Genomic DNA, 18789 nt, shown 5'->3' with positions numbered 1-18789 from the left:
ATTGACTCCCTTATTCTTCATGATCTTCATGGTGAAATGCTTTTTCTAGGATAAAAAGCTCTTGCGTATCCGCCTTATTCAATTCTTCGACTATCTATGACTTTAATCGACCAACTTCAATCGCAATTGCAAAAGCTCCCTCCTGAACTGAGTGAAAACGTGCAGGCAAAATTGCAGCAATGGGACGAGCAAACCGCATTATTAACGACCGTTCCGGATTATCCCGAACTCTTATTAGCTTCGTGGGTTAAGGTTTGGACATCGAGCCTTTTCGTGGCCGATAGTTGCATTCGCCGACCCGAAATGTTGTTCGATTTGATCGAGTCGGACGAGTTGTTTAAGGCTTATGCCGAGACGCAGTATGCCGAAAAGCTATCGAAATTGACGGATGAGAGCGAAGCCGAATTGATGGTGTCGCTGCGACGCTTGCGTAATAGGGAAATGGTCCGTATTGCCTGGCGCGATCTGGCCGGTTGGGCGACGCTCGAAGAAACCTTGCATGAGTTGACATGGCTAGCCGAAGCTTGCATTCGTTTTGTCTTGGATTTTTTATACCGGCAAGCCTGCGATAAATTCGGCACGCCAATGCTTACAAGCGGCCAAGCCCAGCAAATGGTGGTGCTCGGCATGGGTAAGCTCGGCGCCTATGAATTGAACTATTCTTCCGATATCGATTTGATTTTCGCATTCGCCGAAGACGGAGTTTTAAGCGATAGAAAACAAACCACGTATGGCGAATTTTTCAGCAAAATTTGCCGTAAGCTGGTCAAGATGTTGGATGAAACCACTGCCGACGGTTTCGTGTTCAGAACCGATATCAGGCTTCGGCCGTTTGGCGATAGCGGTCCTGTGATCATGAACTTCGACGGCATGGAAAATTATTATCTGACCCAGGCGCGCGAATGGGAACGCTATGCGATGATCAAAGCCCGTCAGGTTGCAGGGGATGAATACACCGGTCCGCAATTGATGAAGATGCTGCATGCATTCGTGTATCGCCGTTATCTCGATTACGGCGCGTTCGAGGAACTGCGTTCGTTAAAGTATAAAATCACGCAAGAGTTGCAGCGCAAGGACAGGCTCGACAATATTAAACTCGGTCCCGGCGGCATTCGCGAAATCGAATTTATCGGACAAGCTTTTCAATTAATCCGCGGCGGCCAGGAAAAGTCTTTGCAAAATAGACGTATCCTCGAGGTTTTACAGCGGTTGGGCGAGATGGAGTTATTGGCGCCCCAGGATGCCGAGCAATTGATCGGTCATTACCGGTTTCTGCGCGAAGCCGAAAATCACATTCAACAATATCAAGACCGACAAACTCACGATCTGCCGCAAGATCCCCCGGTTCAACTCATCCTGGCTTATTCAATGGGTTTTTCTGATTGGCCGCAATTTAAAGCGAAGCTGGACGATATTCGCCGGCAAGTCCATGACGAATTCGATCTGGTTTTTTCGCTTTCCAAACAAGATAAAAGAAATCTCGAGGCCGAATCGATTTGGGCTGGGCATGCGGACGACGAAGAGCTTTGTTTGCAACTGCTGGATTTAGGGTTTAGCAGTGCCGAAGAAATATTGCTTCAAATCCGTGAATTCAAGAAATCGCCGGCTGTCAAACGGCTCACCGCCAAAGGGGCGGCTGTGCTGGACCGCTTGATGCCGCAACTGCTGGAGTCGGTGCGGCAAGTCGAAAACCCGGATGAAACCTTGAAGCGTCTTTTACGTTTATTCGAAGCGGTAGCCGGGCGCAATGTCTACTTATCATTGCTCTACGAAAATCCCGAAGCGCTGACGCAATTGGTCAAATTGTCCGCGGCAAGTCCTTGGATTTGCGATTATTTGGCTCACTATCCGGTGTTGTTCGATGAATTGCTCGATACCCGTTCGTTGTACGAACCTCTGAAAAAGCAAGCCTTGCAAGCCGAACTTGCCGAGATGTTGGCCGATATCAACATTCAAGATACAGAGCAATTGATGATGGTGCTCCGTAAGTTTAAGCATATCAATCTGCTTAGGGTAGCCGCCGCCGATATCATGGGTATTATCCCTATCATGGTGGTCAGCGATTATTTGACCTATATCGCCGAAACAATTGTCGAGCGCACCGTCTCGCTATGTTGGCGGATCATGACCGACAAACACGGCGCTCCGCCGAATACCGATAATGTTTCGATCGGCTTTGGTGTTTTGGGTTTCGGTAAATTGGGCGGTATCGAGCTAGGCTATGGTTCCGACCTTGATATGGTCTTTTTGTACGACAGCAAGGATACTCATGCGCTGACCGACGGCGCTAAACCGATCAGTTGTTCGCATTTTTACGGGCGGCTCGGGCAAAAAGTCATGCAGATGCTCAATACGCGTCTGTTGTCCGGGATTTTGTATGAAGTCGACATGCGTTTGCGGCCAAGCGGCAATGCCGGCTTATTGGTCAATCATGTCGATGTTTACGAGGACTATCTGCGCGATAATGCTTGGACTTGGGAACATCAAGCCTTGGTGAGAGGGCGCTTTATTGCCGGCGACCCTGCGATAAAAACCGAGTTCGAGGCGATTCGCAACAGAATTCTGTGCATGCCCCGGGATCATTATTCCTTGAAAAAGGAAGTGCGTGAGATGCGCGAAAAAATGCGTGAAAATCTCGATACGACCAAAGCCGGCGAGTTCGACTTAAAACAAAGCAAAGGTGGTATTGCCGATATTGAGTTTATAGTACAATTCTGCATTTTAGATCAGGCGGCAGCTAACGGGTCCTTGGTAACCTATACCGATAATGTTCGATTGTTGGATGGGTTGGCTCAAATCGGGACTTTATCGGAGCCGGTGACCGAGCAGCTCAAACGGGCTTATTGTTGCTATCGCGACTACGGGCACAAACAAGCACTGCAAGGTGATAAGGCCGTGGCTTCGGAAGAGGATTTTGCAGTATTGAGAGCTCATGTGGAACGCATATGGCAACAGGTGATGGAATAATGACAAGCATTTTTCAAGTTGAAGTGGAGACACGATAATGACGATGGACGATAGAGACGGGCTGATTTGGTTGGACGGCAAATGGGTGGAGTGGCGGGAGGCCAAAGTCCATGTGTTGACGCACACGCTGCATTACGGTGCCGGCGTTTTCGAAGGTTTACGGGCTTATAAGACCGAGCAAGGCACGGCGATTTTCAGGTTGGCCGAACATACCGACCGATTGTTTCGTTCCGCAAAGATTCTCAATATGACCATGCCTTACGGTAAGGAAGAGCTCAATCAAGCGCATTGCGAAGCTGTTTCCAAAAATAATCTGGAAACCGCCTATATCAGAAGCATGTGTTTTTACGGTTCCGAAGGAATGGGGCTTCGAGCCGATAACCTGAAAGTGCATATCATGATCGCGGCCTGGCAATGGGGCGCTTATCTCGGCGCCGAAAACATGGAGCGAGGCATTCGCGTCAGGACATCCTCTTATACGCGCAATCATGTCAATAGTACGATGTGCAAGGCCAAGGCGAACGGCAATTATATCAACTCGATCTTGGCTCTCCAGGAAGCTTTGGCGACCGGTTATGACGAAGCTTTATTGCTCGATCATGAAGGTTTTGCGGCGGAAGGCAGCGGCGAAAATTTATTTATCGTTCGTAACGGTAAAATTTATACTCCGGAAACTACTTCGGCGCTTGAAGGCATTACCCGCGATACGGTAATAACGATTGCGAGAGAGCAGGGCTTTGAAGTGTCTGAAAAACGTATCACGCGCGACGAAATCTATGTCGCCGACGAAGCCTTCTTTACGGGTTCCGCAGCCGAAGTGACGCCGATCCGCGAATTGGACGGTCGGTCCATCGGAAACGGTACTAGAGGACCTATAACCGAAAAACTGCAAACGCTGTATTTCGACTACGTGCATGGCAGACGCGCCGACCATCAAGAATGGTTGAGTTACGTTTAGGATATGGCTGTATAACTTCCCTATTCGCTACTGTTCCCACGCTCAGCGAGGGAATGCATACCGATCTTGCCTCGGCAGCGAAGGTATGGGTTCCCATGGAGGACCGCTCGCCGTTATACCCAAATATCGGTAAACTTGCTAAACAGAGGTCGCCGTATACTTGGAAGCGGTGCTGTTTGATAAATCTGCGGATATTGAACATCAGTGGCTTCGAAATCGCGACGAAGGCGTCGCTCCCACAAGGGGGTAGGGTGCTCTGTGGGAGCGATCCCCAGATCGCGATTTCGAAGTCGGGTACGTTAGGTAACAATAAATGGTACCGAAGTCACATTAGCTAAGGAACGAGCATGAAATAACTTAGACAACTGTCGGAAGGGGGGTTGGTGGCTCGATTGACAGGTGTCGGCGGTAGGGGTAGCCGCCGTCAAGCCTACATGGACGTATTCACTGCGTCCTGTCAAGCGAGTCACCAAACCGCCACAAAGCCTACTACTTGTATAAGTTATTTTGTGCATATTCCTAAGATGGGGTATTTACGACTTATGTATACCCATCGCAGATCAAAATTCGGCACCGGGGTGAATACGTCCATGTAGGCTCTATGCCGGCTCCATGCCGGCAAAGCCTTTGCCGAACACCCCGGCACCTCCTTAGGCACTGCCGAAATTTGAAGTGCGAAAGGTATATAACGACGAGGCAAATATTCAGTCCCCCGGCAATTATCGTTCCCACGCTCTGCGTCACTTCCATTAAGTTAAGCCGTTCGTGGTGAGCCTGTCGAACCATGGACGGCTTAACTTATCGACCCAGGATTTTTCCATTCACCCTTCGACAGGCTCAGGGCGAACGGAAAAATCCTTAACTTAATGGCAGTGAGGCTCTGCGAGGGAACGCCTGAGTACCTCTCCAGCGGTGCGAGACGCTAGAGCGTCTCGGTCTTCATTCCCACGCCGGAGCGTGGGAACGATAGGAAGGGTAATTTTTGACTTATGTATAACGATGAGCGAAGGACCGTGGGAACCAGAAAAGCATGTCTTCCATAGCACCGGATTCCGCCAGCCCATGCCGGAATGGCGGGTGTCACTCGTTCCCAGACTCTGCGAGGGAATGCATACCGATCTTGCCTCGGCAGCGAAGGTATGGAATCCTACGAAGGACCGTGGGAACCAGAAAAGTCAGATAAGTCTATTTTGCGGCCATTTAATCTTGTTATCTTGATCTATTCATATTCTTATGAAACCAGAAAACCGTTTTACGGATTCACCGTCAACTTCATTTTGGCGGGATTGGCTTGTGCGCCGTCATGTCGAATTGCTGGTCATTCTTTTCGTGGTTGTGCAGCCGTTTGGCGAAAGCTTTTATTTGCCGGTTATTATTTTACTGTTGCTTAGCCTGAACGGCTTTTATCGGGAAGGTATTCGGAGTCTACCGAATTTATCGCTATATATGAGTGTCGCCTTGTTGCTTACGGTACCGTTACTGATTGCTAGTGTTAGTGCCTATAAAGTTGATAAAACGCTCATTACTACATTGTATTTTATGTTGTATACAGTAGCCGGGGTCTATGTGATTCGCCGGTTTGCGAAAAGCTTCAGCGCCGATTTTTTGTTTTATGGAATTGCCGCGATCTTGATGTTTTGGACATTCGATGCGTTGATACAATATTTCGTTGGCCATAATCTTTTCGGGTGGCCCTATAACGGCTATCGTTTGACCGGGATTTTTCATCCTAAGATAAGAATCGGCATTGTATTTGCTCATTTGTCGCCGTTTTTGATCGAAGCGGGCCGTCGCTTATCATTGCGTTCTGGGCAAAATTGGCATTGGCTATTATTAGCGCCTTATTTTGCGGTCGTCTTGTTATCGGGTAGCCGTTCCGCTTGGTTGACATTGTTGGTCGTGTGGTTTGTATATGCCGTGATTCTCCTACGGCGTCGCGACATTAAAACCATTGGGCAAATTTTGCTGATATTGGCCGTATCAATCGGCACAAGTATGTTGATTTCAGATAAGCTGAAAAACCGGCTTGAACAAACCTTGAGCGGCTTATCGACCGATCCGGAAGCCATTAATACGGCGACTTCATTGAGAATCGAGGCATGGCAGGGCGCCTGGCAATTATTTCTCGACTACCCGGTTACCGGTGTCGGAGTTAAAGCATTGGGCGATTTAGGTTTTCAGAGAGGCTATACGTCTATTTCTTTCGGGCATGCTCATCTTTACGGACTGGATGTGTTGATGGTGACCGGTATTATCGGTTTGATTGCTTATCTAGTCGCTTTTGGCTTGGTTTTTTGGAAAGCTGCGGTTTCGGTTTGGTATGAAACCAAGGCTTTTCCGTTTTGGTTGGCGGCTGGCGCGATGATGCTGCCTTTCAATATGCATTGGGAATTCTATGGTGTTCGGTCCATTGCCTGGTTATGGATGCTGCTTTTTATCGCATTTGCAGTGGAATACCGTTACCAAAACAAAACATCGACCAAAACGAAAACGATAGGTCATTAAAGTATACATAAGTCAAAAATCACCCTTTTGCAATCTTAACCAATGAGACCTCGATACCATTTATTGTCACTTAACATCAGCGGATCACCTAACGCTAGACGAACCGCGTAGGGTACGCTGTGCGTACCATGGTAATCCCGCGATATTCATGTGCCAATTGAACCGCCAGGGCACGGCTTTGGTACGCGCAGCGTACCCTACAATTTATGTTTAACGATGAGAGCTGGAGCTTGGGTAACAGCATATATTTTTTGTTATACCTTTCGCACTTCAAATTTCGGCAGTGCCCGAGGAGGCGCCGGGGTGTCCGACAAAGGCTTTGCCAGCATGGAGCTGGCATAGAGCCTACATGGACGTATTCACGGCGTCCTTTGACGGACACCCCAGTGCCGAATTTTGATCTACGATGGGTATATATAAGGGTGCAGGGCAATGCAGTAGCAATTGCCGAGGCGAGATCGCCAGGCATATCTCGTACCTTTAAATAGTGAGACGCTTTTCGATCAAGAAAGAGTGGATTGGGGGGCTTTATTGCGATATTGATGAACAGCGGATGAGATAGCGGCGATTAGACTGGGATCGATGTCCCCTTGAGAAGGTGCGGGAGCGGGTTTAGTATTTTCTGCAATAATTGTCGGTCCATCGATAAAGCGCGCGATTAATGTCGACATCGAATTGACGGCAAAAATCAACATCGCAAGGAACAGAAATACAATTCCCATGCCTATCACCATTAATTCACCGCCCCTGATTAACATTTCAGTCATAGTCTGTGATTTATCTATAAAGTTACGATGGCGAAATTGTATCATAAGGCCAAGCGACACGGCGCGGACAAAGTTTTAGCGTTAAACCTAAAAAGAGCAGTTGGCATGTGTTGTAGACCGTTCGTGCTGAGTAAAGTCGAAGCATGAAGGGTCTACAACACTTACACCGGATTGGTGAAGCCTCAAACTACCGTACACCCTTCGACAGGGCTCAGGGCGAACGGTAGTTTGAGGCTCTCAACTGCTCTTTTTAGGTTAAATTATTCGGAGAGCAAAATGACGGCGACTATAACAATCCTCCAGGATGATATTACCCAGCTTAAAGTCGACGCGATCGTCAATGCGGCCAATGTTTCGTTATTGGGCGGAGGCGGCGTCGACGGCGCGATTCATAGTGCCGCGGGGCCGGAGTTACTCGATGCCTGTAAAAAACTGAATGGCTGTCGAGTCGGTCAGGCAAAAATAACGCCCGGCTTCCGTTTGCCGGCCCGTTTCGTGATTCATACCGTCGGGCCGATATGGTCGGGAGGCGCCAGCGATGAGGCGCAGCTGTTGGCTTCTTGCTATCGCTCTTGTTTGGATATCGCAGCCGTGCACGGATTCAAGTCGATTGCTTTTCCTGCGATTTCATGCGGCGTATACGGCTATCCAGTGGACCAGGCTGCAGCAATCGCGATTAATTCGATAGCCGATAATTTGCAAAATTGTGTCGACTTGGAAACGGTTTACTTGGTCTGTTTTGCCGAACCGGTACTTAAGGCTTATCATGAGCAATTTAACTGCATTAAAGGTGTGCTATGACGGAGCCTAAACAAGATCGAAAATTACGAGAAAAACTGACGCCGGAACAGTACAACATCTGTTGGAATAAAGGGACCGAGCCGCCGTTCACCGGAAAATATACCGATTGTAAGGAGGAGGGGGTTTATCATTGCGTTTGCTGCGGAAACCCGCTTTTCGATTCCGATACTAAATACAATTCAGGTTCGGGTTGGCCCAGTTTTTGGGATGTCTTTTCCGCCGACAGCTTAATTCAATCGGAGGATAGCAGTCATGGCATGCGCCGTGTCGAAGTGACGTGTAAATCATGTCATGCGCATTTAGGGCACGTTTTCGAGGACGGTCCCGAACCGACCGGCCTTCGTTATTGCATCAATTCGGCAGCATTGGAGTTGAAAAAGAAATGATCGATTCACGTCTACAGGTTCAACAATTACTGGATTTTATCGATTCGAGCCCGAGCCCGTGGCATGCCGTAAGCACGGTTGAACAAGCCTTGCTGCCTTACGGATTCGTCAAGCTGGACGAGGCTGCTAAATGGTCCCTGGAACCCGGCGGGCGCTACTATGTTGTTCGCGACGATTCCTCGGTCGTCGTGTTTGTCCAAGGGCATCAACCGCTTGATGCTACCGGTTTCAAGATTATCGGTGCGCATACCGATTCCCCAGGGCTTCGAGTCAAGCCGAATGCCGCGAATTTATTGGATGGCTATATCAGAGTCGGCGTCGAAGTGTATGGCGGACCGATTCTGGCTACGTTTACCGATCGGGATTTAAGTTTGGCGGGCCGAATTAGTTACAAGTCCGGCGATGGCATACATACTGAATTGATCGATTTCAAGCGGCCGTTGCTGCGCTTGCCTAATTTGGCGATTCATATGAATCGAGGCGTCAATGAAGACGGCTTGAAATTAAACAAGCAACTCGAACTACCGTTAATACTCTCGTTGTTCGCCGAACAGCAGTTGCCGCCGACCTATTTTTCGGAATTACTCGAACAAGTCTCCGATATCAGGGCGGAGCAATTGCTGGCTTTCGAATTAAACGTCTACGATACGCAGAAAGGTGCGTTTTGGGGAGCGGACGATGAATTCTATGCGGACAGTCAGCTGGATAATTTAGCCTCTTGTCATGCCGCGTTAACGGCTTTTTTGGACGAAACGGTGCTGACATCGGGTAAAACTTTGGTATGCGCGTTTTTCGATCATGAAGAAATCGGCAGCACGACTTGCAAAGGCGCCGATGGTAGTTTTCTACCGGATATGTTGGGCCGGATTGCAACGATTTCCGGATTGCAAGGCGAAGATTATCAACGCGCATTGACGCAGAGTTTCATGATCAGCGCGGATATGGCGCATGCCTATCAACCCAATTTTCCGATGTTCTACGAACCCGATCATAAGGTATTGGTCAACAAGGGGCCCGTTATTAAAGTCAATGCCAATCGACGCTACGCCTCGGATAGCCTTTCCGAGGCGATGTTCGCGGGCTGGTGCGAGCGAGCCGGCGTACCGTATCAAAAATATTCTCATCGAAGTGATTTGCCCTGTGGTAGTACCATCGGCCCGATGACGTCAGCCAAGTTGGGTCTCCGTACGGTCGATGTCGGTAATCCGATGTGGGCGATGCACAGTATTCGCGAAAGCGCCGGTGTTTTGGATCACGGTTATATGATCGATGCGTTCAAATGTTTTTTTCAATATTGATTCGGTTATGATCGAAGTTGTCGATTGAGATTTGCTCTGAGGATGTGCTGGAAATGTCATGACATCAGCGCTGCCAAACAATATAGGCCATTATGATGCGCTCGATACGTAGCTTGTCGCTTGAGCATAAAATTTCGATGGCGACATTTTTCGCCGCTCTTTGTATCGGCGTATGGGTTTTTCTGTTGTGGGCATTTTTTGAACTACTCGCAATAAAGCAGACGACTTCCACTGCACTGGTCTCAGCAGCCGAGACGATTAGCGAACGCAGCGCAATAGCCATATCAATGAATCGGCATGGGCCTATCGAGCAGGAATTGAAAACGGCTAGTCGACTGAATGCCATTAAATTGGCGTGTGTTTATGATAGTCAGGGGAATGTTTTTTCGAGTTTAAACGGTTCGAAACCATGCCCGGACTTTTATAAGATAGAAGAACATCATTGGTTTCAAACGATTGCCCGTATTCCGATCAAAGTCAATAAGGAGACTGTCGGTTTGGTATATCTCGTAGGTGATTTATCGGCCTTGTTTTGGGAGCGGATTCATTTATTCCGTTGGTTCTCGATCTCAGTGTTGGCAAGCATCTTGTTGACGCTACTATTGAAAATCCAACTGTCTCGATTCATCGTCGCACCGATCAATCATTTGCTAGATACCGTAAAGAAAATCGATGTCGGAAGGAATTATTCGTTGCGGGCAACAAAGTTTGCGGACGACGAGTTGGGGGTGTTAGCCGATACCTTCAATGCAATGATCGAGACCGTTCAAACGCAGAATACAGCGCTGATAGAAGCGAAGAATCGCTATTTACTGCTTTATGACGATAATCCGACGATAATTTTTAATGTCGAACCGGACGGACGCATTATTTCCGTCAATAAATTCGGAGCGAGACAATTAATTCATAGCGACCGGCGCTTGCAAGGCGAGTTGATTTTTAATTTCATTCATTTCGATGATCGTACGTTGATGGAGGAGATGTTTGGACTTTGTGTGAAAGACCCGCTCCGGGTCAATAAAATCGAAGTTCGTATGATTTGTCAGGACAATAGTATTATCTGGGTCAGAGGTGCGGCGAGGGTGATTCGAGCTCAAAATAAAATGAATATTTTATTGGTGTGCGAAGATATAACCGAGGCGCGTAAATTATCCGAGCAAATAACCTATCAAGCGCAACACGATAGTTTGACCGGTCTGCTTAATCGAACCGAATTCGACAAACAAATACAGCAGGCTTTGCGTTCCGCGCGTAACTCGAGAACCGAATATGCCTTATGCTATCTCGATTTAGATCAATTTAAGGTCGTTAACGATACATGCGGTCATGTGGCCGGAGACGAGTTATTGAGGCAATTGAGCGTATTGATCAAAAGTCAAATTCGTCAGGATGATTTATTAGCGCGCCTGGGCGGAGACGAGTTCGGTATTTTGATGAAAGGGTGTTTGTTGACGCAGGCCGCGATTACCTGTGAAAAAATCCGTCTTGCGATACAAGCGTTTCGTTTTGCTTGGGAAGATAGAACTTTTTCAATCGGCGTTAGTATAGGCATTGCCGGTATCAATAGCATCAGCGGCAATAGCACCGAATCGCTTAAGGATGCCGATGCGGCTTGTTATGCGGCCAAGGAAAAAGGCCGCAATCGGGTACACCTTTTTCGGCCCAATGATCAGGAATTGGCTTCCAGGCAAGGAGAAATGCAGTGGGTCGAGAAAATTCAACGAGGTATCGCTAATCATCAATTTCGCCTGTACGGACAGCCGATCGTGCCTATCGGTCATAACAATGAAGGTTTGCATTTTGAAACCTTAATTCGATACCAAGACGACAGCGGGCATATCGTACCGCCGGGCGCTTTTTTACCGGCCGCGGAACGTTATAATTTGGCGGCCGCCTTAGATAAATGGGTGATTGCTTCGTTATTCGAATGGCTGGCGATGCGTCCCAGGTTTATCGATAAAATGTCGTTATGTTCGATTAATCTGTCGGGGTTATCGTTATCCGATGAAACGATGCTGGAATATATTTCCAATCAATTTAAGCAATGGGAAATTCCAACCGATAAAATTTGTTTCGAAATCACCGAAACTGCCGCGATTGCCAATTTATCGAATGCTACGCGTGCGATACATATGCTGAGAGAGCGGGGCAGTTTATTTTCGTTGGATGACTTCGGTAGCGGTTTGTCTTCATTCGCCTACTTGAAAAATTTACCGGTGGATTTTCTCAAGATCGACGGTTTGTTCGTCAAAGATATTATCGACGATGAGGTGGATTTGGCGATGGTCCGATCTATCAATGAGGTCGGTCATGTGATGGGTAAGAAAACCATTGCCGAGTTCGTCGAAAACGAGCGTATTTTACAGCTACTGAGTGAGTTGGGTGTCGATTATGCGCAAGGTTACGGAATCGGCAAGCCGGTGTTGTTACAAGATCTTCAGTTGATCGATTTGGCCGCTAAGGCTCAATAGAAAACGATCACTGGCTTTTCATTCCGTCAAACAAATGCCGTCATTCGATTCATCCGCCCTCAACAATTTAGCGCCTCGGGATGGCGAGGTTTTTTTGCTCAAGCAATATTACTCGTCAGATGAAGCGAACAAACTGTTTGCTATATTGCTCGATAGGCTGTCTTGGCAGGAAGAGTCGATATGGATGTTTGGTAAGCCGGTTAACGTGCCGCGTTTGACATGCTGGTACGGCGATCCTGAAGCGGTTTATTTCTATTCCGGCGTCAAGCATGAGCCATTGTCTTGGACGGCCGAACTGAATGCGATACGGCAACGAATCCAATCGGACTTTGCATTTACTTTCAATAGCGTACTGGCAAATCTGTATCGAAGCGGACAGGACTCGATGGGTTACCATGCCGATAACGAAAAAGAACTGGGTATGAATCCTGCGATTGCTTCGTTGAGTTTGGGGGATGAACGGTTGTTCAGGCTGGTTCATAACAAATCCAAGGAGAAGCTAGACTTGGTGTTGGGGCATGGGGATTTATTGATCATGGTAGGCTCGCTTCAGCATCATTGGCGTCATGCCATCCCAAAAACCAGGCTGTTGAAATCGCCTCGGATCAATTTGACGTTTAGGAAAATCAAGGGATTAAAACACCTGGATCTTAACTTAATGGCAATGAGGTGCAAGGACGTAGGGGGCTTTCGCGATAAATAACTTGCTGAAGCTATGAGCTTTGTCGAGGATTCGATAACTCGCTTAAAGAGTCTTGGAAATTGTTGATGATCATTAGGTTATAAAGCGCCAGTCATTTTTTCTGACATGAAAATTGGTAAATTTCGATACCCTACTCCCTTTTTATCGAAAAAGGGTCTAAGAATAAAAGGTATGGGATGTGTTTATCAAGGACCGCCGTGAACCCATATATGGTCTTACATGGGGGCTTGACGACAGCTACGCGCCAAGTAAGGAGTGAATGCAGATTTTGCAGGGGCAAAAAACCACCACCCTGTTGCCCGACATACTCGCTAGCCCCCTATATCTTCATAAAGTTAACCATTTGTAAGTATTCAGACCCCGTTGGCAAATTACCCCAATTCAGGCGTAATTGTTGGCCTCCCCCTTTGAAAAAGGGGGATTGAGGGGGATTTATTTAAAAAATCTCCCCTAGCCCCTCTTTTTCAAAGAGGGGGACTGAATACTTACAACCATTTTTTGAGTATCCCCGTCGTAGATCAAAATTCGGCGCCTGGGCGTCCGCCAAAGGACGCCATGAATACGTCCATGTAGGCTCTATGCCAGCATCCATACTGCCAAAGCCTTTGTCGGACCCCCAGGCGCTTCCTCTAGCACTGCCGAAATTTGAAGTGCGATAGGTATATTAGGCTGCGACAATATGCCACATTTTTATTTGCATTTCATATTGCTAGTATATATCTAACTTTTGAGGTTTTACTTTAAATCTCAAAGCTGAAAGTTGCGTTATATATCCTTCCTAAATATCTTCTTAAGCGGTTTTTTTAAACCGCTTTTTTTTGCCTGCTGGAAAGCGATTGTAGTTCCGTTGGCTGCTTTCCATGCTATTTCACTCTAATCGCAGCTAACTCCTAAACCGCCTAATCCGCAATAACCGCCCGGGTTTTTGGCCAAGTATTGTTGATGATAGTCCTCGGCATAATAAAAAATGCCGGCCGGTAATATTTCGGTGCTAATCAGGCCGTGACCGTTTTGTGATAATTGCTGTTGATAGTGTCTTTGCGACCAGCGTGCGGCGTCTGCCTGTTCCGTTGAGTAGAAATAAATACCGGAGCGATATTGTGTTCCGATATCGTTGCCTTGACGCATGCCTTGAGTCGGATTATGAGATTCCCAAAATAATTTCAATAGTTGATCATAAGTAATGAGTTTCGGATCGAAGACTACTCGAACGACTTCGCTGTGACCGGTTTGGCCGGTGCAGACTTCCTCGTAGCTAGGGTTAGGTGTATAGCCGCCGCTGTAGCCGACCGCAGTACTGTAAACTCCATGGCATTGCCAGAATTTTCGTTCGGCTCCCCAAAAGCAACCCATGCCGAATAGTGCAAGAGTCAAGTGATCGGGAAAAGGCGGAACGATGGTGTTGCCGGTGACAAAATGATTCGGAGTCACGTTAATGGGAGTTTCTCGGCCGGGTAGGGCTTGTGACGGGGGGACCATGACGGTTTTTTTATGGCTAAAGATCATTATGAATACCGTTGGTTCAGTGGCTGTTTAAATCAGGTTAAGTAAAACTATGCCTTATAATAACCTTTATTTAATGAAATGATTAAAACATGAAAGAACAAGATCAATTACGTCGTTTTATATTCGAAGACCTGGGTGTTAGAGGCGAATGGGTTAAGCTAAATGAAAGCTGGCGTCAATCGATAGAACACCAGCAGGCCTCGCCGGTTATCATTGAGCAGTTGGGTCAAGCATTGGCAGCCGTAACCATGTTGTCCGCCATTGTAAAATTTAAAGGTTCGATGATTTTGCAGGCTCAAGGAGCCGGTGTTATCAGAACGTTGGTGGCTCAATCCTCGGATGAAAGAAATATTCGCGGTTTGGTTCGCTGTAACGAGGATGTCGATAACGCTTCGTTTGAGCAAATGTATGGACAAGGACAATTAATATTAACGATCGAGAGTGAAAATAGTTCGCCCTATCAAGGGGTGGTTCCATTAGCGGGACGAAATCTCGGTGAAGCGTTGGAGACTTATTTCAGTCAATCCGAACAATTAAATACTCGAGTTTGGTTGGTTGCGGATCAACATCAAGCAGCAGGCTTATTGTTGCAGGAATTGCCGAGCCGGAAGGGTGACAGGGAAGATTGGGCGCGTATCGAAATGTTGGCTCAAACCGTAACGGATCACGAATTATTGGAACTGGATTGCGAGCCGCTTTTATATCGTTTGTTCAACCAAGAAAAAGTCAGAGTATTCGACGCCGAACCGGTTCAGTTTCGTTGCGCTTGTTCACGAACCAAAATTGAAAACACATTACGTTCCCTGGGAAGGGACGATCTCGAGGATATTTTGCAGACTCGAGGCGACATAGAGGTCAATTGCGAATTCTGCGGAAAAAATTATTCATTCGACCGGATAGATGTCGAAGGTTTGTTTGCCGATCTCGCAGTGACTAACGCAACAGATACGAGGCATTGATGATAAATAATAAAACGTTCAAATTATGGTTCAGCCGGACACTTGTGCTGATTTTGTGCTTTACTTTAACCGGCTGTATGTACTGGTGGCGGGCGTTTCAAACCTATCGCCAATTGGATCAATTCGATAAAAATTTCGCGGTGGCCAATACAGATAATTTCACATTAGAGTTTAAAAATCCGATTATGTTTAGTCAGGATTTCGTTTCGTTGTCCGGTTTGAGACCGACTTATTCCAATCCATTAGGCGAGGGAAGGCGTTGGAGTTATTGGTTTCATAAAGTCGATCGGAATCAAAAACCAATACTTCCTGAAGTCAAATTCTTTTTCAATCTCGACTTCAACAAAGAAAATCGCTTGATAGCGTGGACGTTTTCAGAGTTGTTTTTGCGTATCGCTCCGGCGGAATTTTTAGAAGTTTCCTTGAGATCGCTGGCTGGTGCAGAAATTAATGAAGGCGCTAAACAAATGCGGGCGAGTGCCGACCATATCGAAAAAATTTCTGCGTCTTTACCGAAAAAAAAATCGGTCATAGCCGAGCTTGGCGAACCGATAGAAATCATCGACGAGAGCGATGAACAAGAAATCTATCTTTATCATTTTTTACTCGAGACGATGGGCATAAAAAAAGGTTATGAAGATCGTGCCTTGAGCGTCGTGAAATTGACTTTCGATAAAAAAACGGACGAATTAATCAGAATGGCCGGCCGTTTTGCCGGTGTTAAGCTTTCAATCAAATACCGGAAGTATTTAGAAGAAACTCAAGCGTCATTGTAATTATACCTTTCGTACTTCAAAATTCGGCAGGTGACTAAGGAGGCACCGGGGGGCTCGACAAAGGCTTTGCCAGCATGGAGCTGGCATAGAGCCTACATGGACGTATTCACGGTGTCCTTTGACGGGCATCCCGGCGTCGAATTTTGATCTGCGATGAGTATAAAGGTTTGGACGCAAATAACTTTCCTATTTTAGGAGGGTCGGTTACTCGCTTGGCAGGTGTCGGCGGCAGGGCAGATTTTTGCTCCTGCAAAATCTGCATTCATGTCATCCATGGCAATCAGTCGCCGCCGCCAAGTCTACACGGGCGTATTCAAGGGGCGCGCTGAACCCAGTGTTATTCTTGCCGGTCCAAGTTCGCGGCGTGCAAGCCGCATTCTTTCTTCGTGGCGTCTTCCCACCACCAGCGTCCGGCGCGTTCGTGTTGATTCGGCAGTACCGGTCTTGTGCAGGGTTCGCAGCCGATGCTGATGAAGCCTTTTTCGTGCAGTTCGTTGTAGGGGACTTGATAGGCTTCGATATGATCCCAAACCTGCGCAGAGCTCCAGTTAGCCAACGGATTGAATTTGATCAATTGATGTTCGGGAGTCGAGAAAGCCGTGTCGATTTGTATTTCGGGCAGGTCTTGGCGCGTACCGACGCTTTGATCCTTGCGCTGGCCGGTGATCCAAGCATCGAGACCCGCGAGTTTGCGTTTTAGTGAGTCTACTTTGCGGATGCCGCAGCATTCTTGATGACCGTCGCGATAAAAGCTGAACAGGCCCTTGGCCTTAACCATCTCGTCCAAGATGGCATGATCCGGCGTCAACAATTCGATTGGAATGCCGTAATGTTCGCGCACTTTTTCAATAAAACGATAAGTCTCGGGATGCAGGCGCCCGGTATCCAGGCTGAAGACTTGAATATCGGGGCGTATTTTGACGGCCATGTCGATCAGAACCACATCTTCGGCGCCGCTGAACGAAATCGCGATATTATCGAATTGTTCCAGCGCGGCCTTAAGAATTTTTCGGGGTTTTTGTCCCTGCAGTTCGGCCTGCAGGGCGGCAATATCGAATGAGGTCATGATAGATTTTTTGGGTTGAATTCCGGTTATTGTTGTGAAAAATAATGCGCTAGAAAATCGTCGAAAGATAAGTCGTCGCTTTGTTCCTTTTCGAGCTGTTTGGCGATAGACTCTTTTGCCATTTCCTGGAAGGTACGGGTATTTTGCTCATCCAGCTTTTGGCTGCGAAAGTTTTTGGCATGTTCGACCGAGGTTTTCAGGGCGTAGGTTGCGAACGGCATTTGCGTTTCGCCCATACCGCGTAAAATTCTTGCGGACGGTGTCAAGTCTGGATTTTCTATGGCTTTTCTTTGGGCTGCTAAGGCAGCGCTATAAGGTTTTTTGGAATTGTCGCCGTCTAAAAGCGCGCAAACCGGTTCCATGTCGGCAAGGATTTCTTCGGTCCAGTCTTTGAGCGGAATTCTCCGGTCGAGTTTATCGAGTACGAGGCCGGGTTGGCGTCCGAGATGGGCAACCGCAAGTTGATTGGCGTTATTGAGAATGAACTGCCGCGAATCGTTGGGCGGGCTGTCTTGCAGCAGACAAGTCAGCATAAATGCCTCGATGAAATGTGCGGTTTCATCTTGTATGCCAAGGGGGCTAAACAAGTCCAGATCCAACGATCGTAATTCGATATAGCGAACCCCACGTCTTTTGAGCGCTAGAGTCGGCTTTTCGCAGGAGTTAGCGATTTGCTTGGGTCTGACGGTACTGTAAAATTCGTTTTCGATTTGTAAAATGTTGCTGTTTAACTGCCGGTATTCGCCGTCGACCTTGACACCTATTTTTTCATAGTCCGGGTAGGGCGTGTTGATGGCTTGGCTTAGGCTGTCGACATAACCGGTCAACGAGTTATAGTCGATTTGCAGCGAAGCCTGATTTTTGCTCTTATAGCCGATGTCGCTCATTCTGAGCGAAGTGGCGTAAGGATGGTATAAGGTATGGCGGTCGAACTCGTCGAATTGTGCCATCATGTGCGGGCGGCTTTTGAAAAACTTTTTACATATCGCTGGCGACGCGCCGAACAGATACAAGACTAGCCAGCCCTGGCGGTGCAGGTTTCTGATCATGCCGAAATAGCCGTCCGCGATATATTGATCGAGGCTCGACGATGATTTTTCCAAGTCGTGTAGTTTGCTCCACAAAACTTCCGGCACCGAATAGTTAAAATGAATACCGGCAATGGCCTGCATGGTCCGGCCGTAGCGGTACCAAAGTCCTCGGCGGTAAATGTGTTTCATGCGGCCGATATTGGAGCTGCCGTATTCGGCGATCGGTACGCTTTCGTCTCCGTCGATGCCGCACGGCATGCTCGCGGCCAACAGGATTTCGCCGTCGAGATGATCGTAAACGAATTGATGAATCGTGTTTAAATAATTCAGCGTTTCTTTGATATCCTTAAACGGTGGCGTGATGAACTCGAGCAAGGCTTCGGAATAGTCCGTCGTAATATACGGATGCGTGAGAGCCGATCCTAAAAATGACGGATGAGGCGTGTGCGCGATGACGCCGTTCTTGGCGATTCTGAGGCTTTCTTTTTCAATGCCTTTGAGGCCGTTTTTTAATAAATTTTCAAAGCCGTTGTCGACTAATAAATTAAAACGCGCCGGTAAATGATGGTGCAATTGAGTCATATTAGGGGCGTTT

General features: G+C 47.5%; 14 protein-coding genes. 10 read left to right on the top strand and 4 right to left on the bottom strand.

Going from position 1 to position 18789, the window contains the following annotated elements:
• The first annotated feature begins 96 nt into the window (after window positions 1-96).
• The 3 genes from glnE to METBU_RS0108240 all read left to right on the top strand — a co-directional run bounded on the left by glnE (window position 97) and on the right by METBU_RS0108240 (window position 6430).
• Window positions 97-2967: a bifunctional [glutamate--ammonia ligase]-adenylyl-L-tyrosine phosphorylase/[glutamate--ammonia-ligase] adenylyltransferase gene (gene glnE / locus METBU_RS0108250; RefSeq protein ID WP_017840164.1), complete on the top strand. Its 2871-nt coding sequence runs from the start codon at window positions 97-99 to the stop codon at window positions 2965-2967.
• 37 nt (window positions 2968-3004) lie between these two features.
• Window positions 3005-3925, top strand: coding sequence for a branched-chain amino acid transaminase (locus METBU_RS0108245; RefSeq protein ID WP_017840163.1), 921 nt, complete (start codon window positions 3005-3007; stop codon window positions 3923-3925).
• A gap of 1233 nt (window positions 3926-5158) precedes the next feature.
• The gene (locus tag METBU_RS0108240; RefSeq protein WP_017840162.1) at window positions 5159-6430 is read left to right on the top strand and encodes an O-antigen ligase family protein; all 1272 of its coding nucleotides are present in this window, start codon (window positions 5159-5161) and stop codon (window positions 6428-6430) included.
• Between the two features lie 503 nt (window positions 6431-6933).
• Here METBU_RS0108240 and METBU_RS0108235 read toward each other — a convergent pair.
• Entirely contained in the window at window positions 6934-7197 is a 264-nt protein-coding gene (locus tag METBU_RS0108235) for an OadG family protein (RefSeq protein WP_026130107.1), read from the bottom strand.
• A 276-nt stretch (window positions 7198-7473) separates the two neighbouring features.
• On the opposite strand from METBU_RS0108235, the gene METBU_RS0108230 reads away from it, so the two are divergent.
• The 5 genes from METBU_RS0108230 (at window position 7474) to METBU_RS0108205 (ending at window position 12856) form a co-directional block, all read left to right on the top strand.
• Window positions 7474-7998, top strand: a complete 525-nt coding sequence (locus METBU_RS0108230; protein WP_017840160.1) for an O-acetyl-ADP-ribose deacetylase — start codon at window positions 7474-7476, stop codon at window positions 7996-7998.
• Entirely contained in the window at window positions 7995-8384 is a 390-nt protein-coding gene (msrB, locus tag METBU_RS0108225; RefSeq protein WP_017840159.1) for a peptide-methionine (R)-S-oxide reductase MsrB, read from the top strand. Before METBU_RS0108230 ends, msrB begins: the two co-directional genes overlap by 4 nt.
• Window positions 8381-9682, top strand: coding sequence for a M18 family aminopeptidase (locus METBU_RS0108220; RefSeq protein WP_017840158.1), 1302 nt, complete (start codon window positions 8381-8383; stop codon window positions 9680-9682). Before msrB ends, METBU_RS0108220 begins: the two co-directional genes overlap by 4 nt.
• A 92-nt stretch (window positions 9683-9774) precedes the next feature.
• Window positions 9775-12153 carry an EAL domain-containing protein gene (locus METBU_RS0108210; protein ID WP_040575305.1) on the top strand — a complete coding sequence of 793 codons (2379 nt, stop codon included), beginning with the start codon at window positions 9775-9777 and terminating at the stop codon, window positions 12151-12153.
• Between the two features lie 34 nt (window positions 12154-12187).
• Window positions 12188-12856: an alpha-ketoglutarate-dependent dioxygenase AlkB family protein gene (locus METBU_RS0108205; RefSeq protein WP_017840155.1), complete on the top strand. Its 669-nt coding sequence runs from the start codon at window positions 12188-12190 to the stop codon at window positions 12854-12856.
• 873 nt (window positions 12857-13729) lie between these two features.
• Here METBU_RS0108205 and msrA read toward each other — a convergent pair.
• Window positions 13730-14362 carry a peptide-methionine (S)-S-oxide reductase MsrA gene (gene msrA / locus METBU_RS0108200; protein WP_017840154.1) on the bottom strand — a complete coding sequence of 211 codons (633 nt, stop codon included), beginning with the start codon at window positions 14360-14362 and terminating at the stop codon, window positions 13730-13732.
• An 89-nt stretch (window positions 14363-14451) separates the two neighbouring features.
• Between msrA and hslO the strand changes: the two genes are divergently transcribed.
• Together hslO and METBU_RS0108190 are read left to right on the top strand one after the other, a co-directional pair.
• The gene (hslO, locus tag METBU_RS0108195; protein WP_017840153.1) at window positions 14452-15321 is read left to right on the top strand and encodes an Hsp33 family molecular chaperone HslO; all 870 of its coding nucleotides are present in this window, start codon (window positions 14452-14454) and stop codon (window positions 15319-15321) included.
• A complete protein-coding gene (locus tag METBU_RS0108190; RefSeq protein WP_017840152.1) occupies window positions 15321-16097 on the top strand; it encodes a hypothetical protein in 777 nt (258 codons plus the stop codon). Before hslO ends, METBU_RS0108190 begins: the two co-directional genes overlap by 1 nt.
• A 337-nt stretch (window positions 16098-16434) precedes the next feature.
• On the opposite strand, the gene METBU_RS0108185 is transcribed toward METBU_RS0108190, so the two are convergent.
• Complete coding sequence (locus tag METBU_RS0108185) at window positions 16435-17163, bottom strand: phosphoadenylyl-sulfate reductase (RefSeq protein ID WP_017840151.1); 729 nt, start codon at window positions 17161-17163, stop codon at window positions 16435-16437.
• 26 nt (window positions 17164-17189) lie between these two features.
• On the bottom strand, window positions 17190-18776 hold the full coding sequence (gene gshA / locus METBU_RS0108180; protein ID WP_017840150.1) for a glutamate--cysteine ligase: 1587 nt from the start codon (window positions 18774-18776) through the stop codon (window positions 17190-17192).
• Window positions 18777-18789 lie beyond the last annotated feature (13 nt).

The organism is Methylotuvimicrobium buryatense 5G (assembly GCF_000341735.1).
GTDB classification, from domain to species: Bacteria; Pseudomonadota; Gammaproteobacteria; order Methylococcales; family Methylomonadaceae; genus Methylotuvimicrobium; species Methylotuvimicrobium buryatense.
The sequence above is the reverse complement of the archived record's forward strand: the minus strand, read 5'-3'. Positions and strand labels throughout refer to the sequence as shown.